General features: G+C 69.8%; 28 protein-coding genes and 1 pseudogene. 14 read left to right on the top strand and 15 right to left on the bottom strand.

The window, feature by feature from the left end; genetic code table 11:
* The 4 genes from AB0K60_RS19940 to AB0K60_RS19925 form a co-directional block, all read right to left on the bottom strand.
* Entirely contained in the window at positions 1-1,083 is a 1,083-nt protein-coding gene (locus tag AB0K60_RS19940; RefSeq protein WP_364056645.1) for an alpha/beta fold hydrolase, read from the bottom strand.
* 49 nt (positions 1,084-1,132) lie between these two features.
* Positions 1,133-2,062: a fumarylacetoacetate hydrolase family protein gene (locus tag AB0K60_RS19935; protein WP_364056642.1), complete on the bottom strand. Its 930-nt coding sequence runs from the start codon at positions 2,060-2,062 to the stop codon at positions 1,133-1,135.
* Complete coding sequence (locus AB0K60_RS19930) at positions 2,059-2,643, bottom strand: VOC family protein (protein ID WP_364056639.1); 585 nt, start codon at positions 2,641-2,643, stop codon at positions 2,059-2,061. The genes AB0K60_RS19935 and AB0K60_RS19930 overlap by 4 nt, the downstream gene beginning before the upstream one ends.
* A gap of 71 nt (positions 2,644-2,714) precedes the next feature.
* The gene (locus AB0K60_RS19925) at positions 2,715-3,494 is read right to left on the bottom strand and encodes an alpha/beta hydrolase (protein WP_364056636.1); all 780 of its coding nucleotides are present in this window, start codon (positions 3,492-3,494) and stop codon (positions 2,715-2,717) included.
* A gap of 435 nt (positions 3,495-3,929) precedes the next feature.
* Here AB0K60_RS19925 and AB0K60_RS19920 point away from each other — a divergent pair, with 435 nt between their 5' ends.
* The gene (locus AB0K60_RS19920) at positions 3,930-5,450 is read left to right on the top strand and encodes a bifunctional 3-(3-hydroxy-phenyl)propionate/3-hydroxycinnamic acid hydroxylase (RefSeq protein WP_364056633.1); all 1,521 of its coding nucleotides are present in this window, start codon (positions 3,930-3,932) and stop codon (positions 5,448-5,450) included.
* A gap of 30 nt (positions 5,451-5,480) precedes the next feature.
* Here the strand turns inward: AB0K60_RS19920 and AB0K60_RS19915 are convergent, their stop codons facing one another.
* From AB0K60_RS19915 to AB0K60_RS19905, 3 genes are all read right to left on the bottom strand, one after another.
* On the bottom strand, positions 5,481-6,242 hold the full coding sequence (locus AB0K60_RS19915) for an IclR family transcriptional regulator (protein WP_364056630.1): 762 nt from the start codon (positions 6,240-6,242) through the stop codon (positions 5,481-5,483).
* 137 nt (positions 6,243-6,379) lie between these two features.
* Complete coding sequence (locus AB0K60_RS19910) at positions 6,380-6,769, bottom strand: thioesterase family protein (RefSeq protein ID WP_364056627.1); 390 nt, start codon at positions 6,767-6,769, stop codon at positions 6,380-6,382.
* 105 nt (positions 6,770-6,874) lie between these two features.
* Positions 6,875-8,080, bottom strand: coding sequence for an acyl-CoA dehydrogenase family protein (locus AB0K60_RS19905; RefSeq protein ID WP_364056624.1), 1,206 nt, complete (start codon positions 8,078-8,080; stop codon positions 6,875-6,877).
* Positions 8,081-8,246: 166 nt separating this feature from the next.
* Here AB0K60_RS19905 and AB0K60_RS19900 point away from each other — a divergent pair, with 166 nt between their 5' ends.
* Positions 8,247-8,393 (top strand): hypothetical protein, encoded by a 147-nt coding sequence (locus tag AB0K60_RS19900; RefSeq protein ID WP_364056621.1) that lies wholly within the window; start codon positions 8,247-8,249, stop codon positions 8,391-8,393.
* 106 nt (positions 8,394-8,499) lie between these two features.
* On the opposite strand, the gene AB0K60_RS19895 is transcribed toward AB0K60_RS19900, so the two are convergent.
* Genes AB0K60_RS19895 through AB0K60_RS19875 form a run of 5 tightly spaced genes read right to left on the bottom strand, consistent with a single transcriptional unit; the run spans position 8,500 to position 13,260 of the window.
* Positions 8,500-9,561 (bottom strand): branched-chain amino acid ABC transporter permease, encoded by a 1,062-nt coding sequence (locus AB0K60_RS19895; RefSeq protein ID WP_364056618.1) that lies wholly within the window; start codon positions 9,559-9,561, stop codon positions 8,500-8,502.
* The gene (locus AB0K60_RS19890) at positions 9,558-10,442 is read right to left on the bottom strand and encodes a branched-chain amino acid ABC transporter permease (RefSeq protein ID WP_364056614.1); all 885 of its coding nucleotides are present in this window, start codon (positions 10,440-10,442) and stop codon (positions 9,558-9,560) included. The genes AB0K60_RS19895 and AB0K60_RS19890 overlap by 4 nt, the downstream gene beginning before the upstream one ends.
* 10 nt (positions 10,443-10,452) lie before the next feature.
* Complete coding sequence (locus tag AB0K60_RS19885) at positions 10,453-11,163, bottom strand: ABC transporter ATP-binding protein (protein ID WP_364056611.1); 711 nt, start codon at positions 11,161-11,163, stop codon at positions 10,453-10,455.
* On the bottom strand, positions 11,160-12,005 hold the full coding sequence (locus AB0K60_RS19880) for an ABC transporter ATP-binding protein (RefSeq protein ID WP_364056608.1): 846 nt from the start codon (positions 12,003-12,005) through the stop codon (positions 11,160-11,162). Before AB0K60_RS19880 ends, AB0K60_RS19885 begins: the two co-directional genes overlap by 4 nt.
* Positions 11,998-13,260 (bottom strand): ABC transporter substrate-binding protein, encoded by a 1,263-nt coding sequence (locus tag AB0K60_RS19875; protein ID WP_364056604.1) that lies wholly within the window; start codon positions 13,258-13,260, stop codon positions 11,998-12,000. The genes AB0K60_RS19880 and AB0K60_RS19875 overlap by 8 nt, the downstream gene beginning before the upstream one ends.
* Positions 13,261-13,556: 296 nt before the next feature.
* Here AB0K60_RS19875 and AB0K60_RS19870 point away from each other — a divergent pair, with 296 nt between their 5' ends.
* From AB0K60_RS19870 to AB0K60_RS19840, 7 genes are all read left to right on the top strand, one after another.
* Entirely contained in the window at positions 13,557-14,351 is a 795-nt protein-coding gene (locus AB0K60_RS19870; RefSeq protein WP_364056601.1) for an enoyl-CoA hydratase-related protein, read from the top strand.
* Positions 14,352-14,449: 98 nt separating this feature from the next.
* The gene (locus AB0K60_RS19865) at positions 14,450-15,607 is read left to right on the top strand and encodes a TetR/AcrR family transcriptional regulator (protein ID WP_364056599.1); all 1,158 of its coding nucleotides are present in this window, start codon (positions 14,450-14,452) and stop codon (positions 15,605-15,607) included.
* Positions 15,608-15,681: 74 nt separating this feature from the next.
* Positions 15,682-16,857, top strand: a complete 1,176-nt coding sequence (locus AB0K60_RS19860; protein WP_364056596.1) for a TetR/AcrR family transcriptional regulator — start codon at positions 15,682-15,684, stop codon at positions 16,855-16,857.
* A 192-nt stretch (positions 16,858-17,049) separates the two neighbouring features.
* A complete protein-coding gene (locus AB0K60_RS19855; protein ID WP_364056593.1) occupies positions 17,050-18,156 on the top strand; it encodes an acyl-CoA dehydrogenase family protein in 1,107 nt (368 codons plus the stop codon).
* 32 nt (positions 18,157-18,188) lie between these two features.
* Positions 18,189-19,064 (top strand): SDR family oxidoreductase, encoded by an 876-nt coding sequence (locus AB0K60_RS19850; protein WP_364056590.1) that lies wholly within the window; start codon positions 18,189-18,191, stop codon positions 19,062-19,064.
* A 42-nt stretch (positions 19,065-19,106) separates the two neighbouring features.
* Complete coding sequence (locus AB0K60_RS19845; RefSeq protein WP_364056587.1) at positions 19,107-20,609, top strand: AMP-binding protein; 1,503 nt, start codon at positions 19,107-19,109, stop codon at positions 20,607-20,609.
* Positions 20,602-21,444 (top strand): enoyl-CoA hydratase, encoded by an 843-nt coding sequence (locus tag AB0K60_RS19840; protein ID WP_364056584.1) that lies wholly within the window; start codon positions 20,602-20,604, stop codon positions 21,442-21,444. The genes AB0K60_RS19845 and AB0K60_RS19840 overlap by 8 nt, the downstream gene beginning before the upstream one ends.
* A 328-nt stretch (positions 21,445-21,772) precedes the next feature.
* On the opposite strand, the gene AB0K60_RS19835 is transcribed toward AB0K60_RS19840, so the two are convergent.
* The gene (locus AB0K60_RS19835; RefSeq protein WP_364056581.1) at positions 21,773-22,567 is read right to left on the bottom strand and encodes an SAM-dependent methyltransferase; all 795 of its coding nucleotides are present in this window, start codon (positions 22,565-22,567) and stop codon (positions 21,773-21,775) included.
* A 239-nt stretch (positions 22,568-22,806) separates the two neighbouring features.
* Here AB0K60_RS19835 and AB0K60_RS19830 point away from each other — a divergent pair, with 239 nt between their 5' ends.
* The 5 genes from AB0K60_RS19830 (at position 22,807) to AB0K60_RS19810 (ending at position 24,946) form a co-directional block, all read left to right on the top strand.
* Positions 22,807-24,027, top strand: a complete 1,221-nt coding sequence (locus AB0K60_RS19830) for a helix-turn-helix transcriptional regulator (RefSeq protein WP_364056577.1) — start codon at positions 22,807-22,809, stop codon at positions 24,025-24,027.
* A gap of 61 nt (positions 24,028-24,088) precedes the next feature.
* Positions 24,089-24,358, top strand: coding sequence for a hypothetical protein (locus AB0K60_RS19825; protein WP_364056574.1), 270 nt, complete (start codon positions 24,089-24,091; stop codon positions 24,356-24,358).
* Complete coding sequence (locus tag AB0K60_RS19820; protein WP_364056571.1) at positions 24,358-24,633, top strand: hypothetical protein; 276 nt, start codon at positions 24,358-24,360, stop codon at positions 24,631-24,633. The genes AB0K60_RS19825 and AB0K60_RS19820 overlap by 1 nt, the downstream gene beginning before the upstream one ends.
* Complete coding sequence (locus tag AB0K60_RS19815; protein WP_364056567.1) at positions 24,630-24,809, top strand: hypothetical protein; 180 nt, start codon at positions 24,630-24,632, stop codon at positions 24,807-24,809. The genes AB0K60_RS19820 and AB0K60_RS19815 overlap by 4 nt, the downstream gene beginning before the upstream one ends.
* On the top strand, positions 24,806-24,946 hold the full coding sequence (locus AB0K60_RS19810; RefSeq protein ID WP_364056564.1) for a hypothetical protein: 141 nt from the start codon (positions 24,806-24,808) through the stop codon (positions 24,944-24,946). The genes AB0K60_RS19815 and AB0K60_RS19810 overlap by 4 nt, the downstream gene beginning before the upstream one ends.
* Positions 24,947-25,358: 412 nt before the next feature.
* Here AB0K60_RS19810 and AB0K60_RS19805 read toward each other — a convergent pair.
* Both AB0K60_RS19805 and AB0K60_RS19800 read right to left on the bottom strand, forming a co-directional pair.
* Positions 25,359-25,478 (bottom strand): annotated as a pseudogene (locus tag AB0K60_RS19805) (hypothetical protein); the annotation flags it as partial.
* A gap of 70 nt (positions 25,479-25,548) precedes the next feature.
* Positions 25,549-25,788, bottom strand: a complete 240-nt coding sequence (locus AB0K60_RS19800; protein ID WP_364056561.1) for a hypothetical protein — start codon at positions 25,786-25,788, stop codon at positions 25,549-25,551.
* Between the last annotated feature and the right edge of the window lie 4 nt (positions 25,789-25,792).

The raw sequence follows: 25,792 nt of genomic DNA, 5'->3' as shown, positions 1-25,792 counted from the left end.
TCACCCGGGGCCGAGCCGGGCGCGGAACCAGTCGCCGACGAACTCCGTGCGCTCGGCCGAATGGTTGTAGATCGTGTGTTCGCCGTCCTCCCAGACGCGCAGGGTGGAGCGCTCCGACAGGTCGAGGAACACCTTCTGCTGGTCGAGGGTGACGAGCGGGTCGAGGCCGCCGTGCAGGACGAGCAGCGCGGCCGACATCCGGTCGACGGACGGGTCGAGCCACAGGGTGCGCAGGGCGGCCGCCACCTCCTCGTCCGTGCCGACGCCGAGGAGCGCCTGCGCCTGTTCCCTGGCGGTGCGGAACGGGCGGGGTTCCGGTCGCGCGTCGGCGCCGTTGACGCAGCACGCGCCGAAGCGGTCGTCGTGGACGGCGGCGCGGGCGGCCAGCAGGCCGCCGAAGCTGTTTCCCCAGACGCCGTACGGGCCGTTGTAACCGGTGCGGGCGGACACGGCGTCGAGGGTCGCGCTGAAGACCTGATCGACGTTTCCGTCGAGGTGGAGTCCGCCGGACATCCGGGTCTCGCCCTGGCCGGGCGCCTCAAGCAGGACCGTGGACAGGCCCCGCCGGGCCAGGGCCTCGGCCTGCCTGTGGTACGCCGGGCCCCAACCGCTCTGCCCGCCGACGATCACGACCGCGGGACCGGGGCGATCGGCGCGAGGCCGGACGAGCCAGGCCGTGCAGTGACTTCCCTTGAACGGGATCGACAGCCGCTCCACGCGCAGCTCGGTGTCGAGATCGGCCGCGGCCTGGTACGCCTCGACGAGCCGCTTGTAGAGCGCGCGTTTGGTCGCGTTGTCGGCGTTGAAGGCCATCTGCGCGAAGATCAGAGCGGCCGCCGCCCGGCGGAAGCACGCGACCGCGGTCTCGACGTCGCCACGGGCGGCGGCCGCCTGCGCGCGGGCGAGCTGCGCGTCGGCCAGCTCGGCGGCGACCTCGTGCCACGGCCGTTCGACGGGCGCGTTGAACAGGTGGGTGGCGTCCCAGTGGTCCATGCCGTAGTCGAGCATTCGGGTCACGGGCATGGCGCGCATCAGCGCGGCTCGATGCGCGGTCGCCTCCTGCGTCGCTTCCGCCGTACCCATCAGCGTGTGGCTCCGTCCGTGAGTCGCACAGGTGTTCCCATCGTTTGCTCTATTGACGCTTCAGCGGGTGCACGGGGTCGGCCGCGACGATCGTGTTGCGCAGGCTGCCGAGCCCCTCGACGGTGGCGACCACCTCGTCGCCCGCCTTCAGCCACGGGTAGTCCTCCTCGCCGTGGGTTCGGGACAGTTCGAGGATGCAGCCCGTGCCGCACGTGCCCGAGCCGATGACGTCTCCCGGGCGGACCTGGGTGCCGCGCGACGCGTACGCGATCATCTGTGGGAAGGACCAGTAGACGTCCGACCAGTTCGCCTCGGTGTACGGCCGTCCGTTGACGGTGACCGTCATGGCCCGGTCGAAGCCGGTGGCCGTGGCGTACGGCGCCAGCTCGTCCTTGGTCACCAGGTAGGGGCCGAGGCTGGTCGCCGTGTCCTTGCCCTTGACCGGGCCCATCGACAGGGTCATCTCGCGGTGCTGCACGTCCCGGCCGCTCCAGTCGTTCAGCACGCAGTAGCCGACGATGTGGTCCTCGGCCTCCTCGACGGTCAGGTTGGAGCCCGCCTTGCCGACGATGGCGGCGACCTCCAGCTCGAAGTCGAACTTCTCGGCCCCCGGGGTCATGGGAACCTCGCCCTCGCCCCGGAAGGCGTACGGGTTGGAGAAGTAGAAGACCGGGATCTCGTACCAGGTCGGGTCCATCTCCAGCCCGCGCCACGCGCGACCGGCGCGTACGTGCTGCTCGAAGGCGTAGAAGTCGCGGAACGTGGGCGGCGTCGCCAGCGGGGAAAGGATCCGCACCTGCGCGGGGTCCACCTCCTCGCCCGACTTCTCCGCCCGGCGTCCGGCCTCCAGGAGCGCGGCCTCACCGGCCTCGATCAGCGGGAGCAGGTCGGTGTGGCCGCCGAGGACGCGGAAGTGCTCCCCGGCGACGACCCCCACCCGAACCTCGCCTCCGGCGCTCGCGAATCGAACGAACTTCACTTTCGGCCCTTCGTGTCGTCGTCCGCCGGCCTCGCCTGCTCGCGGGTCCAGCGCAGGTAGCTCTCCTCGGTGAATCCGCTCGCGCCGTACTTGGCCACCGAGGCACGGATCGCGTCCATCAGCCGATCCGGCGGGGTCTCGATGTCGATGGTCTCGATGAACGGCTGGCGCGCGACGAGGCCGGTCCGCCAGTAGACCTCGGTCCGATTCCCCTCCGGATCGAAGAAGTAGACGCCGATGGCGTTGCCATGGGACACGATCATGTCGAACTTCGTGCCGTACTCCTTCAACCGGCGGTACAGACCGACGACGTCCTCGAAGGACTCACAGCGAAAGGAGATCTGCTGAATCAGCCTGCCGCCGACCGCGACGTCGCGGCCCTTGGTGAGCAGGAGCTCGTGATGCTCGTCGTCGGGGCGGGCGGACAGGAAGTAGTTCCCGAGGTCCGCGTCGTGGTCGGTGACGACCAGGCCGAGGACCCCGGTGTAGAAGTCGAGCTGCTTGGCCACGTCGAAGCATCGGATTCCGACGTGGCCGAGCTCGGCGACCTTCGGCCGGGTGGAGCCGGCGTGGGTGTTCATGCGGACATCTGACTTTCGGTCGGAAGCGGGTCGCGGACCTTGCTGAAGCGCTCGGCGACGGTCGCGGCGGGTCAGGCGACCCCCGTGCGGGCGGTCGCGTGGCGGGTGACGAACTCGCGGATCTCCGTGGCGACGAGCTCGGGCGACTCGTACGGGGCGAGATGCCCCACGTCCGACAGGTAGACCAGGCGTCCGCCGGGCATCGCCCCGACGTCGGCGATCAACTTGTCCTGGGGGGCGACGGCGTCCCTGCCGCCGAGGACGTAGCACACGGGCACGGTGATGCCCGGCAGCTCCTCGAACATGCTCGTGTAGACGCCTCCGCCGTACCAGCTGCGCCAGAATCGCTCGCTGACAGTCGGCATCGTGCGTACGACATCGGTCGTCATGCTCGGATCGAGCGAGATGGCGGCGATGGCCCGGGTGATGGCCTCGACGTCGCCGTAGGAGTTGTAGAACCCCTCGATGACCGGATCGCCGGGCTCGGTCCCGCCGGCGTTCCACGGCATGAACGCCATGACCGAGAGCACCAGGTCGGGCCGGTCGAGAGCGATCCGTACGCCGACCGAGCCGCCGAAGGAGAGACCGACGAGGGAGAAACGCGCCAGGCCGAGCTCGTCACAGGCGTCGATCAACGGCTTGGTGAAGGTGGCGAGGTTCGTTCCGTCGGCGACCGCGCGGGCGGAGCCCGCGTGGCCCGGCAGGTCGAACAGCACGATGCGATGGCCGTCGAGCAGGGGTGTCACCCGGGACCAGCAGGCGAGCGAGCACCCGAGCCCGGGCAGCATCACCATCGTGCCCGGCCCGTCGCCTCGCTCCTCGTAGTGGATGCCGTTGCTTGTCGTTGGCATGGGGGCTTCCCTTCGTCGGCGTCGCTCCGCGTTGTTCGCGCATCGGTGGGCGGGGTGAGTGCCGCGGCCGTTACCAGAACGCGGTCTGTAACGTAGAACAAATTCCGCTATGAACACAAGGTTCTGCAGAGGCGAACTTCGGAGCGGTGATCCGCGGGCCGGGCCAGCCGCTTCACATCGAGGTCGCCACTGATGGCCCTGGTCCTGGAGGTGGAAGCCGGGCGAAGGTCCTCCTCGCGGGCCCGTGCCCGCCGATCGCGGGCGATGTCTGCTTGACAGAACCATGACCGGTTTCCAGAATGAGCGCTACCTGTAACCAATGCTTGTCGGGTTGTTGTGAGCCCACGGCGACCCGCCGGCCGCGTTCACGAGCCGCCGAGTACGAGAGGCGAAGGGCCGAGCCACATGAGTCTTACCGAAGGTCCCCGCGAAGCCGTGATCAGGCCCGATGAGCCGGACGCGGACGTCCTCATCGTGGGATACGGCCCGGTCGGGCAGACCTTGGCCGCACTGCTGGGGCGCGCGGGGCACCGCGTGGTGGTGTGCGAGCGCCGCACCGGACGCTACGAGACGCCCCGGGCAGGACACTTCGATCACGAGATCATGCGCGTCTTCCAATCGCTGGGAATCGCGGACGAGGTACGGCGCATCGCGGAGCCGGCGCGCGTGTACGAGTTCCTCGACCCCGACGGAGCCGTGATCTCGCGTTTGCCGCGCGACTGGGCCGCCCCCTCCGGCTGGGACGCGTCGTACCACTTCTACCAGCCGGAACTTGAGGACGTCCTGGACGCGGCCGTCCACGCGATGCCCACCGTGGACGTCCGCTTCGACGCGGCCGTGACCGGCCTCCGCCAGGAGACCGACCACGTGGCGGTGACCTTGGCCGACGGCGGTGCCGTGACCGCCCGCTACGTCGTCGGCGCGGACGGCGCCGGCAGCACGGTGCGCGCGCTCTGCGACATCCGGACGGAGGATCTCGGATTCCGGGGCGACTGGCTGGTCGTCGACGTCCGCCCACGCCCCGGTGCCCCCGCCCTGGACATCCCCGACACCGGCCAGGTGCTCAATCCCGCGCGGCCGAACCACATGGGCAGGGTGGCCCAGCGGTACTTCCGCTGGGAGTTCATGCTCGTCGACGGCGACGACCCCGCCGAGATGGTGCGGCCGGAACGGGTCTGGGACCTGCTCAAACCGTGGATCGGCCCCCGGGAGGGGGAGCTGATCCGGCAGACGGTCTACCGGTTCAGGTCCATCGTGGCCGACACGTTCCGGGACCGATCGGTGCTGCTCGCCGGCGACGCCGCGCACGTCATGCCGCCGTTCCTCGGGCAGGGCATGAGTTCCGGCATCCGGGACGCCGCGACCCTCGCGTGGATGTTCGACCTCGTGCTGGCGGGCTCCGCCGACCCCGGGCTCCTGGACCTGTACACGGCCTCACGAAGGCCGCACGTCATCGCCTACATCGAAGAGTCGGTACGGATCGGGACCACCGTCTGCGAGACCGATCCCGTACGCGCGGCGCGACACCGCGAGGCCATGCGGTCGGCGACCGAGCTTCCCCCGCCTTTCGAGCCGCCCATCGGCGCGGGCTTCCGGGACGGGCAACCGCTGGCCGGCCGCTTGGCCGTCCAGCCGCTGCTGCGTACGGGCGACGGGAAGGCGGAACGGTCCGACGACGTGCTCGGCCACGGGTTCACCCTCTTCAGCCTGGGCGAACCGGACGCGGCGGCCGCAGCGGCCGTGGACGACCTCGGGCGCGCGATCGGGCTGCGGTCCGTGGTGATCGGCGGTGAGGGGATCCAGGAGGACGGCGAGGCGCTCACCGGCTGGATGCGGAAGGCGGGCGTCACGGCGGTGCTGGTTCGCCCCGACTTCTACGTCTTCGGCACCGCCGCCAGGCTCACGGACGTACCAGACCTGCTCGCCGCACTCCGCTCGGACCTGTCGCTGACGTAGCGCACACTCCGCGATCGCGCGACGCGGCGGCTAGCTCAGCACCGTGCTGAGCCGGTCCGCCGCGTCGAGCAGCGTGCGAACGTGCGAGGCGAGCTTCTCCTCGGCCAGACGCTCCGCGGGACCCGAGACGCTGATGGCGGCCCGTACGCTGCCCGCGGCGTCGCGTACCGGCGCGGCGATCGCGTGCAGCCCCGGCTCGCTTTCGCCGAAGTTCGTCGCGTACCCCTGCTCGCGGACCGTCTCAAGCTCCTGTTCGAGCACGCGTCGGCTGCTGATGGCCTTGTTCGTCCCGCCCCGGATGCGACCACCCGGATACCGCTCCCGCAGCTGTTCCCGGGGCAGGGCCGCCAGCAGGACCTTCCCGGCCGCGGCCGCGTGCGCGGGCGCCCGGTCGCCGATGCGCAGCGCGGCGCGGATCGCGTGACGGCCCTCCACGCCGTCGATGAAGACGATCTCCGAGCCGTCGAGGACGATCAGATGCACCGTCTCGCCGAGGTCGTGGCAGAGGCGCTCGATCGTCGGCCGGGACTCCGCACGCAGGTCGGTCGCCCCGATCACCGCCACGCCGATCTGGATGAGCCCGGTCCCTGGACCGTACCCACGGGTCACCGGCTCCTGCCGCAGCAGGCCCTGGGACTGCAGGGTGGTGAGCATGCGGTGCGCGCTCGACCGGGCGATGCCCAGCTCGGCGGCGACCTCGGCCACCCGCAGAATACGCCGCTCGCGGAGCATCAACAGAACGCGGGCCGCGTTCTCGACCGACTCGATCGGATAGCCTGCCGGCGCCGACATGTGCCCTCCGCTAGGAGCGACGAACGGAGCCACGACCATTCCGGGTGGCGCCTGCACTATAGCACCCGACGAGCCACCTCGATTCCATCTAGCAGAACGCTGTATGGCAGATCGGCGACGCCGGACCGCCTCGCCGATCAGGCCGTGTCGTTCGCGAGGCCGTCCAGCACGGCGCGAAGCGCGTCCGGCAACGGGGTGGGTCTGCCGGAGCCGTCGATGTGGACGACCGTATGCGATCCGTTCACCGCGACGTGCTCCCCCTTGAGGATCCGCCACACATAGGTGATCGAGGTATTCCCCACCTTCTCGACCTCAAGCTCGACCTCGTATTCGTCACCGTCCACGAACGATCGTTCGAAGCTCGCGGCGACGGCCCGGCGCGGGAACGTGGCGGCCCGCACGCCGACCGACCGGTAGAGGGCGTGTTCGACGTTCTCGACCCACTTGAGGGCGTTCGTGTAGTGGTAACGCCCGGACGCGTCGGTCTCGTGGAACGCCACCACGCCGCGTACCCGATGAACATTCATGCCGCGACCGTATCCAACCACCCGAGCCGAGGATCTCGCGGGCCTTCGCCCGGGGGTACGTGGGCCGATCGCCGCGCCCGCCATCAGCGGTCCGTCCAGCCTCCTCTATTTGTTACCGTCGCCGAACCGAAGCCGGTTGAAGGGGACGTCCTTCGCGTCGATGCCGCCGTCCTTGGGCAGGCCGAGGACACGCTCGCCGATGATGTTGCGCTGGATCTCGGTCGATCCGCCCGCGATCGCCATGCCGGTGGCGTACAGCGACGCCCAGCGGATGGCGGCGAGGTCGTCGTTCTCGATCGCGATCGTCTCGCCGAGGAGCTCTTCGGCGAGGTCGGCCGCCCACAGCGCCTGCTGGGTGCCGGCCAGCTTGCCCACCGATCCGCGGGCGCCCACCGGGATGCCCGCGATGGCCTCCTCGTGGACGAGCCGGCCGAACTCGGCTAGCGCCAGCTCGCGGGCGTACAGCTCCGCGAGACCGGTGCGGGCGCGGTCCGAGGTGATCGAGCCGTGCTTGTGTACGGCGGCGAGCATCGGTTCGAAGCTCAGCGGGTTGGCCTGCGAGCGGCCCTGCGTGCCGAGCGCGATGCGCTCGTTGCGGAGCATGACGACGGCCGCCGCCCAGCCCTGGTTCACCTCGCCGATGACCGCGTCGTGCGGGACCAGGACGTTGTCGAAGAACTCCTCGGCGAACGGCGCCTCGCCGGTCGCGATGCGAAGCGGCCGCACGGTGAGGCCCGGGGCGCGCATGTCGACGATGAGCATCGTGATGCCCTGGTGCCTGGGCACGGTCGGATCGGTGCGCACCAGGACCGCGCCCAGATCGGCGAGATGGCCGACCGAGGTCCAGACCTTCTGGCCGTTGATCACCCATCCCTCGTCGGTACGCGTCGCGCTGGTCCGCAGCGCGGCCACGTCGGACCCGCCGCCGGGCTCGGAGAAGATCTGGCACCAGATCTCCTCGCCGGAGAGGATCTTCGGCAGGTAGCGCCGCTTCTGCTGCTCCGTGCCCAGCTCCAGGAGGGTCGGGCCGATCATGCCCAGGCCCAGGGAGAAGACGGTGGGCAGCCGGTAGCCGGCGGACACCTCGTTCCACGCCACCTGGTACTCGATGCCGAGGCCCTGGCCGCCGTACTCCCTGGGCCAGGTCAGGCCGGCGAAGCCGGCCTCGAACAGCGCGGCCTGGAAGCGCCTGGCCTCCGCCAGGTCCGCGGCCTCCTCGCCGGAGTCGGCGCGGAGGGCCTCCTCGGCGCGCCGGGCGTGGCCGTCGAGCCAGAGCCGGGCGCGCTCGCGGAAGTCGTCGATCTCGCTCATGCGCGATCCCTTCGGTGAAGTCGCCCCACAGTCCCTCGAATCGCCGCTGGACAAGGAAGTGAATTCCACATAAGCATCAATGGCGCTGGTGCGGGTAGCGAGCTTGGTTCATTGGGGTATATGAATTCATATGTATATGAGCGTTCATTCCGGGTCAAGGAGTGTCATGACAGGTGAAGGCCTCGCGGCCGTCCTGGCGATGGAGAAGGCCGCGCAGGCGGAGTGCATGCGCGGCGGCGACTTCGAGGAGGGCGTGCGCGCCTTCCTGGAGAACAGGGAGCCGCGGTTCGGGCCCGGTGCGGACGGGGTGTGACGGAGGAGCACGCGGGCCGACGGGCATCCGATCGGCCCGCGCGCCCCTCCATCGCCTCGCGGCCATCGCTTGCGGCCGTCACCTCGCGGCTTTCGTCACTCGCGGCTCACGGCTGGGCGACCTTCTCCGCCGGCGCCGGTCGTACCTCGCCCGGACGGGCCTTGCCGCGGGTGCCCAGCCGGTCCACGACCGGCTTGCCGGCCATCCGGATCACGCCGACGATGCCGTAGGGCAGGGCGAACATGAACACGACGAGCACGATGCCGTACACCAGACCGGACGAGGAGGTGTTGACGTCCGAGATCCACGTCGGCATGAAGACGACGAACATCGCGCCGAGCACGACGCCGGGCACGGAGCAGAAGCCGCCCACGACGATGATCGCGATCAGTGAGATCGCGAACGGCAGGGCGAACGCGTCCGCGCCGACGTACTGCACGACGAGGGTGTAGAGCACGCCGCCGACCGCCGCGAACGCCGCGCTGATTGCGAACACGAACGACTTCGTCGTCGTCGCCCGTACGCCGAGCGTGGTGGCGACCGCCTGGTTGTCGCGCAGCCCGTTCATCGCCCGCCCGGTACGGCCCCGCGACATCAGCACCGCCATCAGGTAGACGATCAGCGTGACGACCAGGCAGATGTAGAGGATCCACTGGTCCTTGTCGAGGCCCGTCCACGCCGGAGGATCGGCGATGTTGACCGACAGCCCGGCGCTGCCGTTGGTCCAGAAGTCGAGCCGCTTGATGACCGACGGCGTGATCAACGCGAGTGCCAGGGTGACCTGCGAGAGCGCGAGCGGGGACAGGCGCAGCGCCGGGAGGCCGAAGCCGAACCCGAGGATCCACCCGAGCGCGGCCGCGACGGCGAACGACGCCAGGACCGGCCACCCGTACGTGCCCGAGAGGATCGCCGTGGCGTACGCGCCGATGGCGAAGAAGAAGCCGTGACCGAGCGAGATCAGGCCGGTCATGCCGGTGAGCAGGTGCAGGCCGAGGCCGGTGACGACGTAGACGCACACCATCGCCAGGTTGGTGTTGGCGTAGGTCGGCGAGACCAGCGGCAGGTACAGCGCGTAGCCGAACACCACCACGCCGACCAGCACGTTGACCCAGGCCGGGATCGGCAGCGCGGGGCGACGCCGGTGCATGACGGCGAGCAACCGGTTCATACCCGCACCACCGTCCGCGAGCCGAAGAAGCCCTGCGGCCGGAGCAGCAGGACGATCATGATGATGAGGAACGCGACGGCGGCCTTGAAGTCCTGGCCGATGCCCGGGACGTAGGTCCCCGCGAGGTTCTCGACGACGCCCACGATGAGGCCGCCGACGATCGCCCCGACCGGGCTGTCGATACCGCCGAGGACGGCGGCGGCGACGGCGTACAACAGGACCGACAGCAGCATGCCCGGCTGCAGGAACTGCTGCGGCGCGACCAGGGTCGCCATCAGCGTGCCGATCGCCGCGGCGATGCCCCAGCTGAAGGTCATCGACGCGTGCACCGGCAGGCCGAGCAGCGTGGCCGACGAGAGGTTGTCGGCGGCGGCCCGCATGGCCAGGCCGAACCGGGTGCGCTGGAAGAGGAACCAGAGCAGCCCGGCGATCACCACCGCGACGGCGACGATCACCAGCTTCTGTTGACTCACCCGGACCGAGCCGATCTCCAGCGCGGGTCCCGTCAGGACGGAGGGGACGTCCTTGACCTCGTAGCCCCAGATCCAGGCCTCCGCGTTGAGGAGCACGATGAGGATGCCGAGCGAGATGACGAAGAGCGCGAGCTCGTTGTGCGCCTCGGCCAGCGGCCGGACGAGCGTCCGCTCCATGACGGCGCCGGCCAGGAACGACACCACCACCGCCAGCAGGATCGCCGGCAGGAAGCCGAGCCCCCAGTCGTGGAACTGCCAGGCGAGGAAGGCCCCGAAGGTGGCCATCTCCGCCTGCGCGAAGTTGATCAGCCGTGAGGTGCGGTAGACGAGGACGAGGCTGAGCGCGATCGCGGCGTAGACCACGCCCGTCGTCAGCCCGTCGATGATCTGTTGGAAGAAAGTGGTCACCCGATCGCTCCTACGCGCCGAGGTAGGCGTTCTTGATCTGTTCGTCCTCGCGCAGGACGGCCGCGGGCTGCTTGGGGCCCATGCGCCCGGCGGTCAGCAGCAACGCGTCGTCGGCGATCTCGAGGCTGAGGTGGGCGTTCTGCTCCACCAGCAGCACCGTCATGCCGAGCCGTTCCCTGATCGCGCGCAGCTCGCCGAACAGCATGCCGGTCAGCTTCGGCGCCAGACCGAGCGAGGGCTCGTCCAGCAACAGCAGCCGCGGCTTGGCCATCAGCGCCCTGGCGATGGCGAGCATCTGCTGCTCGCCGCCGCTGAGCGCGGAGGCGAGCTGGTCGCGACGGGCGGCGAGGCGAGGGAAGAAGTCGTACCACTCCTTGATCGCGTCCTCGACCTCGGCGGCCGGCCGGTGGTGGCCGCCGACGCGGAGGTTCTCCTCGACGGTGAGGCCGCCGAACGTGCCGCGCCCCTCCGGAACGTGGCCGAGGCCCAGCCGGGCGACCGACCTGCGCTGCCGGCTCGACAGCAGCTCGTGCCCGTCCAGCCGCGCGCTGCCCGTGGCGGGGAGCATCCCGGACAGCGCGCGCAGCAGGGTGGACTTGCCGGCCCCGTTCGCGCCGAGGACCACGGTGATCGTGCCCTCCTCGATGTCGAAACAGACGTCGTCGAGGACCTGAAGGCTGCCGTAGCCGGCGTTGAGATGCTCGACGGTCAACAGGCTCATGCGGCACCTCCTGGGCCTCCCAGGTACGCCTCGACGACGGCCGGGGCGTTGCGGACCTCGTCGGGCAGCCCGTCGGCGATCTTCTGCCCCAGGTTCAGCACCACCAGGTGGTCGCAGATCGACATGACCATGCCCATGTGGTGCTCGATCAGCAGGACGCTGAAGCCGTGCTCGTCCCGCAGGCCGCGTACGACGGAGGCGAGCTCGTGCACCTCTTCGAGGATGAGGCCGTTGGCCGGCTCGTCGAGCATGAGCAGGCGCGGCCGCAGCATCAGCGCCCGGGCCAGCTCGATGCGCTTGAGCGTGCCGAGCGGCAGCCCGGCCGCGGGGTGCCGCTCCAGGTGCGCGAGGCCGAGCGAGTCCAGGATGGCCCTGGCGTGCTCGCGCTCGCGGCGTTCCTCCCGCCAGGTCAGCGGGAGCCCCAGGCCGCCGGCGAGGAATCCCGCCTTCGTCCGGTGGTAGGCGCCGCCCATGACGTTCTCAAGCACGCTCTGCGTGGCGAAGAGCCCCAGGTTCTGGAACGTCCGGGCGATGCCGACCCCGGCGATCTGGTCGGCCCGCAGGCCGAGCAGATCGACGCCGTCGAGGAGCACCGTGCCCGAGTTCGGCCGGTACAGACCGCTGACGCAGTTGAACAGCGCGGTCTTGCCGGCGCCGTTGGGGCCGATGAGGCCGCACACCGTTCCCGCGGCCACGTCGAAGGACACCCCGTCCAGCGCGACGACGCCGCCGAACCTGAGACGGACGTCCCGCACCTGCAGCGTTCCGGCCGCACCGGTCCCGGTGATTTCGGCCCCAGCGGTTCCGGCAGCCCGCAGGCTCCGCGGCGTGGACTCACTCATCGGCGGTGAAGATGGTGTCGTTGGGGACCCAGCCGTTGTTCTTCGGGTCGAAGGTCACCTGGACCGCCTGGTGGACGAAGGACGGGTCCTTGTCGCTGCTGCCGTACGTGATGCCGGGCAGGGCGAAGGAGCTCTCCGCCTTGATGCTGCGCGCCGCCTTGTAGATCGCCTCGCTGGTGCACTCCTTGGTCGCCTCGAGGATCTGCCGGAAGCTGTCGGTGATGTCCACCCCGCTCTGGAAGAGCGAGTCCTTGGGGTCGTAGCCGTTGGCCGTCGCCCACTTCCGGTACTCGATGATCGCGGGGTCCTTGTCCGCGCCCACCATGTCGCCGCTCTTGGACCATTGGATCGAGTTGACGTTCTCGGCCGCGCCGGGACCCGCCGCCGACACGAGCGCGGCGGCCGGATTCGCCGCGGTGATCCACTTTTGCGGATGCCAGCCGAGCTCGTCGACCTTCTTCAACGCCATGGTGATGAAGGACCCGGAGCCGAGCATCGCGAAGGTGTCGGCGTTCGAGCCGCGCAGCGAGGTCACCTGCGAATCGACCGAGGCCGCGCTGATCTCGTACGACTCGGTCGCGACGATCTTGAGGTTGGTGCCCTCCATCGCCTTCTTGAACGCCTCAAGCTGGGTCTTGCCCGTCTCCTCGTTCGAGTAGAGCACCGCGATCTTCGCATTGGGGTTCTTCGCGGCGATCGCCTTGACCCGGGCCTGGTTCTCGAAGTCGACGGTGGCGTTGGTGTAGAGCGCCAGCATCGCCTTGCCGTCCCGGTAGCGGTTCACGAGCTCCTCCGGCGGGCTGCCGGCCGGGAAGATCAGCGGTACGCCCTTCTGGGTCGTGTAGTCGATGTAGGCGAGGATCGAGGACGTGCCGGTGTTCGCCAGGAACGCGGCGACGTGGTCCTGTTCGATGAGCTTCTTGACGTTGACCACGGAACGCGCGGGGTCGTAGCCGTCGTCGAGGCTGATGAAGGTGACCTTGCGGGTCTTGCCGTCACCCATGGTGACGCCGCCCTTGTCGTTGATCTCCTTGAATTTGGCGGCGATGCCGTCGCTGATTGACTTGAAGATCGCGCCAGCGCCCGACTGCAGCGAGCTCTGCCCGATCTTGATCTCGGTGTCGGTGATGCCGGGGGAGCACGTGCCTGCCCCGGCGGCGTTGGCGCCGTCCGCGTCGCGTCCCGATGCGCACGCCGAGAGTGCGAGCACGCCCACCGCGGCGAGGCTCGCCCACCGCACCCAACCTACGTTCATTCGTCTGCCTCCGGATGCCGCCCCCGCACTGCCGTTGTGTTTCGGTACGATGAATCCAGATTCACGAGAATGTGTCAAGGGTCATCTTGTTCCGCAGGTGATGGCCGAGCAGAGCGCCTTGCCGAGCTCGACCGGCGGCCATGCGGGCCATTGATCAACTTGTTCCAGATTTACTTAGGCGTTGCGTACCCCGGTCCATCGGACCTAGGTTGACGCTGACGCCCCACGGTCGCCCGGGTCCGGGCACGAGGCCATGCCCCCGCCGGCCGCGCGGAGTGAGGAGTGAGGAGTGGTGGATGACGGAAGATTTGGTGACCTATCGCTTCGAGGACGGCCTCGCCCGGATCACCATGCCGCAGGGGGACCGCGGCAACCCGATCAACCAGGCGTGGAACACCGCGATGCTCGACGCGCTGCGGCGTGCGCGCGACGACGGCGCACGCGTGATCGTGCTGTCGGCGACCGGCCGGTTCTTCTGCGTGGGCGGCGACCTGCGGGCGATGGCCTCGGCGCCGTCCCTGGCCGACGCCCTCTATGACATCGCCGACGCGCTGCACCGCGCGGTGAGCGAGATCCAGCGCGCCGAGGCGATCGTCGTGTGCGGCGTCCAGGGCGCGGCCGCGGGCGCCGGCTTCCCGCTGGTCGCCTCGGCGGACCTGGTGGTGGCGGCGCGATCGGCCTCCTTCAGCCTCGGCTACACCAAGGTCGGGCTCTCGGTCGACGGCGGCACCTCGCTCCTCGTACGCTCGCTGGGGCTCCACCGGGCGATGCAACTGGCGCTGCTCAACAAGCGGCTGACCGCCGAGGAGGCCGCCGCGTGGGGCCTGGTCGCCTCCGTGGTGGACGACGACGACCTGATCCCGGCCACCGATGAGCTGGCCGCGCGGCTGCTCGCCGGCCCCGGGCAGGCACAGGCGGCGACCAAGGCGCTGCTGCGTCAGGCGGCCTCGCCGGGCGTCGAGACGGCGCTCAGGCGGGAGGCGATCGAGCTGCGCCGGCAGGGCCTTCATCCGGACGCCCGCGAGGGAACCGGGGCCTTCCTGGCCAAGCGGGCTCCCCGGTTCATGCCCCCGGTGGAGGTCCGGACATGAGCCCCGGCATCCGCCCGGCACGCCGCAGCGGGCAGGCCGCGCGCCGACGGCCCCGCTCGCCGCGCGCGGGTGGGCCGGGTGGGCCGGGTGGGCGCTGAATGACGGCGACCCGGCCGGACGAACCGGTACAGCGCCGCCGCCCGCGTGACCGCAAACTTCAGATCCTCTGCGCGGCCCGCGACCTCTTCGTCGCGCACGGCTTCCCGCACGTGTCGATGGCGATGATCGCCGAGCAGGTCGGGATCACCGCGGGCGCCCTGTATCGCCACTTCGCGAATAAGGCGGTCCTGCTTGAGCAGGTCTTCGAGCACAGCTTCGCGTGGCTGCACACCCCGGTCACCGGGCAGGACTACGAGAGCACCATCGACGAGGTGATCGCGCTGGTCTCGGACCGGCCGTACCTGTCGGACCTGTGGACCCACGAGATGCGCTACCTCCCGGAGGAGATGCGACGCCGGTTACGGGCGAGGATGCGGGCCTGGAACCGGAGCCTCGTGCCCGGCCTGCGCAGCCGGCGGCCGGACCTCGACGACGGCCAGGTCGAGCTGCTGCTGTGGTCGGTGCAGTCGATGATCGCCAACGTCGGGCGTCAGGGCCTGCGGTCGCCGCCGGCCGAGCGCATCCCCGCGGTGCGCGACGCGCTCCGCGCGCTCACCTCGGCGACGATGGTGCCCACCGGACCGGTCGTCGATCGGCCGACTCCGGCGCGGCTGCCGATGTCCATGCGGGAAAGGCTGCTGATCGCCGCCTTCGAGCAATTCACCAAACACGGCTTCCACGGCGCGTCCATGACGCGCATCGGCGCCGTCGTCGACGTCACCGGTCCGAACATCTACAGTTACTTCGAGAGCAAGGAGGATCTGCTCCGGGCCGCGTTCGAGCGGGCCATGCACGCGCTCTGGCTGGCGCTCGAACGGGCGCTCGCCGACGCGCCCGACGCCGAGACCGCGCTCGGCGGCCTCGCCCACTCCTACGTGGGAATGGCCCGATACTGGGCGTCGAACGCACCGCGGCACAACATCGGACCGGAGTACGCGCGAGCGGTGAAGTCCTTCCAGCGGGAGTACGTCGCCGAGTGGACGGCCCTCGTCCTGCGGGCCCGGCCGGAGTTCGGGGCCCGCCAGGCGTACCTGCGGGTGCGGCTGGGGCTCTACCTGATCGCCGACCTGTACAGCAACGAGCGCCTCACCTACCACCTGACCTTCACGCGGAACGCCGCGGCCCTGCTGCTGGCGGTGCTGCTCACCCGCGTCTGATCGACCGCCCGACACCGCCACCGGCACGGATCGGCGACGATCTCGGCATGTCACCGGCGTACTAGGCTGGTGCCGTGTCGTCCGCCGTTGACTTCGTGCCGCCAGGTCGGCGTCGGCGACCGCGCGACCGCAAGCAGCAGATCCTCGCGGCGGCACGGGAGCTCTTCGTCGCCCAGGGCTACCCGAACGTGTCGATGGCGGCGATCGCCCAGCAGGTCGGCATCACGGCCGGCGCGCTCTACCGTCATTTCGACAACAAGGCGGTCCTGCTCGACCAGGTGATCGAGGAGAGCTTCGACTGGCTCGACACCCCGATGACGTACGCCGACTACGAGGCGGTCGTCGAGGAGGGCATCACCCGGATCCTGGACCGGCCCTACCTCACCGACCTGTGGGTCTACGAGATCCGGCATCTGCCGGAGGAGAAGCGGCGCGCGCTGCGGCGCCGCATGCGCGCCTGGAGCGCCGGCCTGATGCCGGCGCTGCGCGACCGGCGCCCCGACTGCGACCCGGGACAACTGGAGCTCCTGCTCTGGGCGGTCCTGTCGCTGGTCTCCTCCATCGGCCGCCAGGTGGTGCACCGGCCGCCCGCCGACCGGGTGCCTGCGGCACGCGCGGGACTGCAGGCGCTGATGTCGGCCCAGATGGTGCCGACGGGCGGGGTCGTGGCGCGGCGGACCCCTCGGCTGCTGCCCAACTCCATGCGCGAGCGGCTGCTGTACGCGGCGTTCCAGCAGCTCGGCGAACGCGGGGTGCACGAGACCTCCATGGCCAGCATCGCCGCGGCCGTCGACGTGTCCGGCCCCAACCTCTACAGCTACTTCGAGAGCAAGGCCGACCTGGTGCGCGCGGTCTACGAACGCGGAAGCCACGCCCTGTGGCTGGGCCTGGAGGAGGCGCTGGCGGGGGCGAGCGACCCGTCCGACGCGCTCAACAGGCTCACGCGTTCCTACATCCGCCTGGCCCGCTCCTGGTCGACGGGGGTCGAGGACCCGCGAAGCGAAGGCGACCTCAGGGAACGGCTCACCGCCTTCCGCCGGGAGTACTTCGCCGAGTGGGTCACCCTGCTGGTCCAGGCCCGGCCCGAGCTGACCCATCGCGAGGCGCGTCTGCGGGTGCACCTCGCCCTCCTCATCGTCGCCGACCTCTACGCCATCGGCGGGCTCACCCGGATCGAGACGTTCCAGGAGAACGTCGCCAGGCTGGTCCTCGCGGTGCTCCTGGGCCCCGCCGGGCCGCACACCTCCTAGCGTCCCCGCACAAGTAATCGCACGCTCATCACGCCGACGCCCGCCGCCGTCGGCGCCTTTCCGCGTTCACCGGCGCAGTCGCGGTTCCATCGTGACGCTTGACGCACCTAAGTGAATTGTGTTTCAGTGCGCTCATTGGACTTCTTCGCCGGTGGCGCGCGTTGAGCGCCGCGTTCGTACGAGGTGTGAACCGTGGCTTTGATCGACAACGAGGACCAGAGGGCGTTGGCGGCGTCGGTACGGCGCCTGGTCGCCGACCGGACGCCGCTGAGCCGGGTGCGCGAGGTGATCGCCGGCGATCAGGCCTACGACGCCGAGGTGTGGCAGGGGCTCGTCGACCTCGGACTGGCCGGCCTGACCATCCCCGAGGAGTACGGCGGAGCCGGCGGCACGCAGGCCGACCTCGCCGCCGCCCTGCGCGTGCTGGGCGCCGCCCTCGTCCCTTCGCCGCTGCTCGCCTCGACGGTCCTGGCCGCCAACACGCTGCTGTACCTGCAGGACGAGGCGGCGAAGAAGAAATGGCTGCCGCGGATCGCCGAAGGCCGGGCGGTCGCCACCCTCGCCGCCAGCGAGGACGACGGCGCGGCCTGGATCACCCCGCCCGCCACGGTCGCGAGCCCCCGCGGCGACGGTTACGTACTCAACGGCGCGAAGCGGGCGGTGCTCAACGCAGCCGACGCCGCCATCATCCTCGTCCACGCCACCGACGCCGACGGCGAGGGCGTCTACCTCGTCGAGGCGGGCGCCGACGGCCTCGGCATCACCGTCGAGGACACCATCGACCTCACCCGCAGCACCGCGTCGCTCACGTTCGCCGACACGCCCGCCGTCCGCGTCGAGGGCGACGCGAGCGCCGCCCTCGACCGCGTGGCCGACCTGGTCAACCTCGCGGTCGCCGCCGAGCAGTCCGGCGCCATCAAGCGGGTCCTGGACGTCACGGTCGAGTACGCGAAGATCCGCTACAGCTTCGGGCAGCCGATCGGCTCCTACCAGGGCGTCAAGCACAAGCTCGCCGACATCTACAGCGACTGGGCCCTGGTCGACGCCACCGTCCGGCGGGCCGTCGAGGCGATCGACGCGGGCCACGACGACGGCCCCGCCGCCGCCACCTCGGCGCGGGTGCTCAGCTCCCCGGCGTACCTCAACGCGGGCAAACAAATGATCATGCTGCACGGCGGCATCGGCTTCACCTGGGAGCACGACGCGCACCTCTACTACAAGAACGCGGTCGGCGGCGCGGCCCTGCTGGGCTGCCAGACCTACCAGCGCCGCCGCCTCGCCGACCAGCTCGGCATCTGATCCCCACCGCTCCGGCCGCGAAGGACCCCCGCATGTCTGAGGGCATCACCGATTTCGAAGGGCGCACCGCGTTCGTGACCGGCGGTGCCCGCGGCATCGGCCTGGGCATCGCCCGAGCGCTGCTGCGCCGTGGCGTGAACGTCGCCATCGCGGACATCAGCGCCGAGGCGCTCGACCACGCGGCCGACGTACTCGCCCTTCCCCAGGAGCGGCTGCGGTGCTACCGGCTCGACGTCGCCGACCGCGAGCAGTACGCCGACGTGGCCCGGCGCGTGGCGGCGGACCTCGGAGAGGTGACGCTGCTGTTCAACAACGCCGGCGTGATCGACTCGATCAGCCCGGCCCGGGCGACCTACGACATGTGGGACTACGTCCTGGGCATCAACCTCAACGGGGTCTACAACGGCATCCAGACGTTCCTGCCCGGCATGCTCGCCTCGGGACGGCCCTGCCACATCGTCAACACCTCCTCGGAGGCCGGGCTCATCACCGGCGGATCCGGATTCCTCTACCACACCAGCAAGTTCGCGGTGATGGGGCTGAGCGAGGCCATGCGCGACGAACTCGACCACCACGACATCGGGGTCTCGGTGCTCTTCCCCGGACCGGTCGCCACCGACATCGTGCAGAACACCCGCCGCATCCGACCCGCAGGCGCCCCTGCCCACTCCCCACGCGTCACCGGAATCCTCGACGCGGCACACCTGCACCTGCACCGGGACGGCGCCGACCCGGACGGCGTGGGCGAGGTCGTCCTCGACGCCGTCGAGCACAACCTGCCCTACATCGCCACGCGCAACCGGTCCCGGGAAGCCCTGGCCCGCCGCACCGAGGAGATCGTCGCGGCGATGGACCACGCCGAGCGCATGCTGTCGCGCCTGGGCGACGCCGCGATCAAGCACACATAAACCGGATTTCGCTCAACCAACGACTCGGAGAGGGATGGCCCCATGGAGGTTGTGGACTACGCGGAGATCCTTGCCAAGAGTCCGGCCGAGCCGTACGTGCGGACGATGGCCCGGCTCGCCGAAGAAGACCCCGACTTCGTCGCCATCACCCACGGCGATGACACCATCACCCGAGGCGCGCTTGAGGCGCGCTCGAACCGGCTGGCGCGCGTCTATCTCGACAAGGGCGTGGGCTTCGGCGACTACGTGTCGATCGCGCTCCCCAACGGCATCGACTTCTACGTCGCGTTCTGGGCCGCGCTCAAGGTCGGCGCGGTGCCGCAGCCGCTGTCCTGGCGGCTGCCCCTCGCCGAGCGCCAAGGCATCGTCGACCTGGCCCGGCCAAAGCTGCTCGTCGGCGTGGCCGAGGGCGACCACCCCGGCTACCCGACGCTCCCCACCGGTTTCCACCCCGACCCGTCGATCAGCGCCGAGCCGCTCCCCGAAGTCGTCTCGCCCTGCTGGAAGGCCCCGACCTCCGGCGGCAGCACCGGCCGCCCCAAAATCATCCGCGCCGGCACCGGCGCCGAGGGCTCCCCGCTCGTCAACCAGATCCTGTGCCACCTCGAACCCACCGACGTCCACCTCGTCGTGGCGCCGCTCTACCACAACTCCGCGCTCTCGATGTCCATGGCCGGCCTCATGCTCGGCCAGCACCTGATCGTCATGGAACGCTTCGACGCCGAGGAGACGCTGCGGCTCATCGAAAAACACAAGGTCACCTGGGTGATGCTCGTACCGACGATGCTCAACCGCATGCTGCGGGTGCTGGAGGGCGGAGCGACGTACGACCTGTCCTCCCTCCGCGTCGTCTGGCACGCCGCGTCGAAATGCCCCGAGTGGCTCAAGGAAAAGTGGATCGAGATCCTCGGCCCCGGAAAGATCTGGGAGCTGTACGGCGGCACCGAAATGATCGCACTCACCGTCATCAGCGGCGAGGAATGGCTCCGCCACAAGGGATCGGTGGGCAAACCGATCCTCGGCGACATGAAGATCTTCGACGCCGACGGCAGCGAGCTGCCCCCCGGCGAAATCGGCGAGATCTACATGAAGAGCTCAGCGGGCATGCCACGCTCCTACGAGTACGTCGGCGCCGAGGTGAAAACCATCGGCGACGGCTGGGAAACCCTCGGCGACCTGGGCTGGAAGGACGAGGACGGCTACCTCTACATCAGCGACCGCCGCGTCGACATGATCGTCAGCGGCGGCCAGAACATCTACCCGGCCGAGGTCGAAAGCGCGATCACCCGCCACCCGAAGGTGATCTCCGCCGTCGTGGTGGGCCTCCCCGACGACGACCTGGTCCACCGCGCACACGCGCTCATCCAGGCGGAAGAAGGCACGACGGCGCAGGAGATCCTCGACTTCCTCGCCGACAAACTGGTCCGCTACAAGATCCCCCGCTCGATCGAGTTCATCGACCGGCCGCTGCGCGACGATGCCGGCAAGGTCCGCCGTAGCCTGATGCGCGACCAGGCCATCGAAAGGATGAAGGGCAATGCCTGAGGAGTACGAACGGATCCGGTACGACGTCCCGGCCGAGCACGTCGCACGCATCACGCTCGCGCGCCCCGAAATGCGCAACGCACAGGACTACCTGATGCTGCACGAGCTCGACAAGGCCTTCCAGCGAGCCACCACCGACGACGACATCAAGGTCATCGTCCTCGCCGCCGACGGCCCACACTTCTCCTCCGGCCACGACCTGGCAAGCACCGCCACCGGCGCCGACTTCGAGCCCCGCTGCATGACCGGCGGCTACGCCAAGCCCGGCCAGGAGGGCGGCATGGCCAACGAGGAGGAGTTCTACCTCGGCATGTGCTGGCGCTGGCGCAACATCCCCAAGCCCACCATCGCCCAGGTCCAGGGCAAGGTCATCGCCGGCGGCCTCATGCTCATCTGGCCCATGGACATCATCATCGCCGCCGCCGACGCCACCTTCGCCGACCCGGTCGTGGCCTTCGCGGTCAACGGCCACGAGTACCACACCCACACCTGGGAGGTAGGCCCACGCAAGGCCAAGGAAATGCTCTTCAGCGGCAAACCACTCACGGCACGCGAGTGCGAAAAACTCGGCATGATCAACCACGTCGTCCCCCGCGACGAACTGGAGCAGTTCACCCTCAAGATGGCCACCGACTTCGCCCGAATGCCATCCATGGGCCTCAAACTCGCCAAACTCTCGGTCAACGGCGCCCTGGACGCCCAAGGCCAGTGGACCGCGATCCGCAACGCCTTCGCCCTGCACCAAACCGGCCACGCCAACGCCCGCGCCGTCCACAACGGCTTCCCCGTCGACCCGACGGGTATCGACCGAATCCGGGAACTCTCCAAGAGTTGACCGAACCAAGAGCCGTCCCACCCAGAGTCGGCTCACTCAGAGTCGGCCCATGAACGCCGGACGCCCCGCCAGGCCCAACCTGACGGGGCATCACGGTCCGTACAAACCGCCGGGGCCGACGCACGTTACGCGATCGTACGTGCTATTCATGAGCGCGCATCGTGCAGCGCACTCCAGGTGGCGTCACGCCGCCGCCTCAGCCGACGCGCGTTCTCGACGGCGGCGAGCATGTCACACACCGCCTCACAGTCGCAGGCACCCGGGTACGAGAGCAGCGAACCGTCGGCCAATCCGGCCGGTACGCGTCAGCGGCCGAAGTCCTCGGGCATCACGGCTTGCGGGCCACCCCACCCACCGCGTCAACGTGAACCGGGGAGCCGAACTGGGACTCGTCCGGCCGCCATTCCTGGATGGGAACTATGCCCGGCTCCACCGGCTCCAACCCATCGAAGAAGCCGATGATCTCCTCGGGCGGCCGCACGTAGTAGGGCACGGTGTCGGAGTCGTTGTAGCTGTCGGCGGCATCGGCGATGCCCTCGCCGAGACGAGAACCGTCGTACAGCTCCAGGTAGCTGCCGGACGGCAGCGCCTCGACCAGCCGGGCGACGATCGAGCGGGCCTCGGCGTAGTCCTCGATGTGGCCCATGATGCCGTTCAGGATCAACGCGATCGGGCGGTCGAAGTCGAGGGTCTCGGCGGCCTGGCGCAGGATCGTCGCCGGGTCGCGCAGGTCGGCATCGACGTAGTCGGTCTTGCCCTCGGGGGAGCTGGTGAGCAGGGCCCGGGCGTGCGTCAGGACCAGCGGATCGTTGTCCACGTACACGATCCGCGACTCGGGCGCGAGCCGCTGGGCTATCTCGTGGGTGTTGTCCACGGTGGGGAGCCCGGTGCCGATATCCAGAAACTGGCGAATTCCGGCATCCTGCACCAGATACCGCATAGCGCGAGCCAGGAACTGGCGTGAGGCGCGGGCAAGGTCCCTGATCGCCGGGTACACCGCCACAACCTTGTCGCCAAGGTCACGATCGACGGCGTAGTTGTCCTTGCCGCCGAGCCAGTAGTTCCAGACCCGCGCGGAGTGCGGCACGCTGGTGTCGATGTCGGGCAAGGGGGCGTCGGCCATAGCAGGGATCTCCCCGTCTCTGAAAGTGGTTCGTAGTCCCAAGTGGATCTTAGGTCATTCTCCCGCTCTTTTCCGGAATGTGGGCAATCCACTCAGTCCGTTTCTCCGCTTCACGTGCGTGGGGGGGATACTTCCTGAGCCCGGCCCATGCGACGGATCCGGTTATCCCCTCGCATGATTCAGGCCCCGCGCCATAGCCTGAGGTTGTCGAGACCATCGGGCAAGGTGCAGGGCCTTCCATGCGTGGTGATAGTAGGGACGTACCGGGTGGCGAAGAGCGGATCGGGCGACGCATCGCCAGCGCGCGCAAACTCCGCGGACTGACCCAGCACCAACTCGCCCAGCGGGTGCCATGCTCTAAGAGCCTGATCGCCCAGGTGGAGCGCGGGCACAAACCGGCCACACAGTCACTCGTCGCGGGCGTGGCGCGTGCCCTCGGCGTCGAGATCGGTACGCTCACCGGTCAGCCGTACATGGAACCGGACCGGCGCGGCGCGGCGATTCACGAGCACATCCCGGGTATCCGGCGCGCCCTGGTCGCCTGGGACCTGCCCGACGAGGATGTTCCCCCGCGTCCCGTCGACCAGCTCCGCGCGGACGTCAAGCGGGCGTCCTCCCTCGGTCGGCGTGCCCGGTACGCACAGCTCGCCGACATGCTCCCCGCACTGCTGGAGGAGCTGACCCGGGCGGCGCACATCAGCGACGGCTCACGGCGCGACGAGCTGTTCGCGCTGCTGTCGGAGGCGTACACCGGTGTGACGGCGATCGCCTACACCCTGGGGTACTTCGACCTGCGGAGCCTGGCCATGGATCGTGTGGCGTGGGCCGCACAGCGGTCCCAGGACCCGCTACGGGTCGCACGAACGCAGTGGCAGCGCTCCACGCTGTTCCTGGCTTCGGCGTCCTACGACAAGGGCCTGATGCTGCTGGAGCGGATCCGGCGGGACGTCGGCGAGGATCCGGGGGCGCTGTCTCCCGCCGGCCTGAGCGTCTACGGCGCGGCACATCTGCGGTCGGCGGTCTTCGCCGCGCGGGCCGCGGATCGGCAGACGGCGTTCGCCCACATCGACCACGCACGGGAGGCGGCGCGACTCCTGGGGGGAGACGCCAACCACTACGGCCTGGAGTTCGGCCCGTCGAACGTGGCCATCCACGAGATCGGGGTGGCGGTGGAGATGTACGACGGCACCGAGGCCGTTCGCCGTGCCGAGCGGGCACGGATCCCCCCGACGGTGGCCCCGGTCCGCCTGGGGCACTACTACATCGACTTGGCGCGGGGATGGCTTTACCACGGTGACCGGTCGAAGGCGCTGGAGACGCTGTATTCGGCACGCCGTGTGGCCCCTCAGATGACGCGCAACCATCCGATGGTGCGCGAGACGGTACGGATGCTGGTGGACCTGGAGCGGCGGCGCCCGGGCGGCCTGAGCCGGTTCGCGGGGTGGCTCGGCATGCCGTAGCGCGCGGAGTTTCACGAACCCGTGATACTTCAGGGCGTGGTGTGGCCGTCACGCTCTGACCATGGCTTCCCCGACGAGTGATTCCCTCCTCCAGGCCGCGACCGAACATCCGATCCTGGCCGTCTACCTGTCCGGCGCGGCCGTCATGCTCGCCGTGCTGGCCGGCGTCGCCTTGTCCCGTCCTCGCGCGTTCGCGGCCGTGCTCGAGGACGCCGCCGTCGACAACCGGCTCGACCGGCCGCTTCTACTCGGCGCGGTGGTGGTGGCGTGGTCGGCCGCGTGGCCGGTCACCGCCCTGGTCATCCTCGCCCGCACGGTGAGGAGGCGGTGATGGCCGGCGGACGGCACCGCCTCGGCGTGCCGCGTCAGACGGTCCGGCGGCGCGCGTGGGATCGGCACCGCAGGGCGGAGGCGGATGCGCTGAACGACCAGGAACCCGCGTGGACGGTCCTGTACGGCCCCTGGTCGCGCGCCTTCTGGGCGTTCGCGTCCTTGCCGGCGCCGCGCCCCCTGGTCGTCGACGCCCGCACGGCCGAAGGGCTGTGGGAACAGATGAGGGGCGCGGAGATGGCCCTCGCCCTGGCGGACGCCGGGGGGCACTCGTGAGCGATCACCGGATGCGCGAGTTCGGGCCCGTCGAGCAGGACGAGCAGGGCCGCCTGTCCGCCGAGCACCAGGAGACGGGCTGGACCATCAAGGCGCCCGACGAGCCGACCCTTCACCGCATGGCGGGGTTCGTACGCCGGGCCGCGCGGCTGCGCAGGGGGAGTGATGGCCTGTGATCGGCGGCCCTCAGTTCCTCTCGCACATGGCGTACATCGCGTCCCCTGACCGGCTGCGGGACGACGATCCGCCGGTCGTCGAGGACGACGACCAGGGGTCGGCCGGCGAGATCCTCGACGAGCCGGACGGCCCGTGAAGCCGGGCGCGGCGGCATGCGAACCCTGGGCGAGGGATGCAGCCTCGGGGTGTCCCGTGTCGTCGCGCCCGACCATCCGTGGCCCCGCCACCCCCACGGCGGCAGGCCACACCCAGGCCCGGCATCCGGCGTGATCCCTGTCCCGCCGGGTGCCGGGCCCATGGATGCCCGCCCGGTGCAGGCCCACCTGCCGCAAACCCAAGGCTCTCCTGGTGTCCGAGGGACACGGTCGATACGTACGCCCTCCACGGCCTTTGCCGTGCTCGTTCTTCCTATCAGGGAAGGTGAGCTGAAATGTGGTCGGTGTTTCGGGCGAAGTGGTGCACACGTATCGCCACCGCGTCGAGCGTGTCGTCCGTCGCACGGGCGGCGAGGAGCAGGCGGGGACGCCGACGTGCGGCAGGTCCTCCACCTCCAGGGCGACGAGTTGCTCGTCGGTGGGGTTGGCCAGCTCGGCGACCCGCTGCGCCTGGTGTTCGGTCATCTCCTGGAAAACCTGCCGGGCGTAGCGGCCGTTTGCCGAAGCCCTCGTCGCGCGGCATCTGCTCGAACATCGCGAGCAGCGTCTCGCGGGCCTCGGCGCTCAGCTCGTACCGATGCTCCTACGCCAGATGCTCCACGATCGCGACGAGTTCGGCGGCCAGGTAGTCCTGGAACATCAGCGTACGAGTGAAACGGGAGGCCAGGCCGGGGTTGGCGGCCACGAAACGCTGCATGTCACCGGGGTAACCGGCGGCGATCACCACGATGTCCTCGCGGTGGTCCTCCATCAGCTTGACCAGCGTTGCGATCGCCTCCTGGCCGGAATCGCCGCCGCCGCCGATCGGCTGTGGCGAGGACATCGGC

The organism is Thermopolyspora sp. NPDC052614, assembly GCF_040678635.1.
Lineage (GTDB): Bacteria > Actinomycetota > Actinomycetes > Streptosporangiales > Streptosporangiaceae > Thermopolyspora.
Note: the sequence above shows the minus strand (reverse complement) of the source record. Positions and strands in the feature narration are given on the sequence as shown.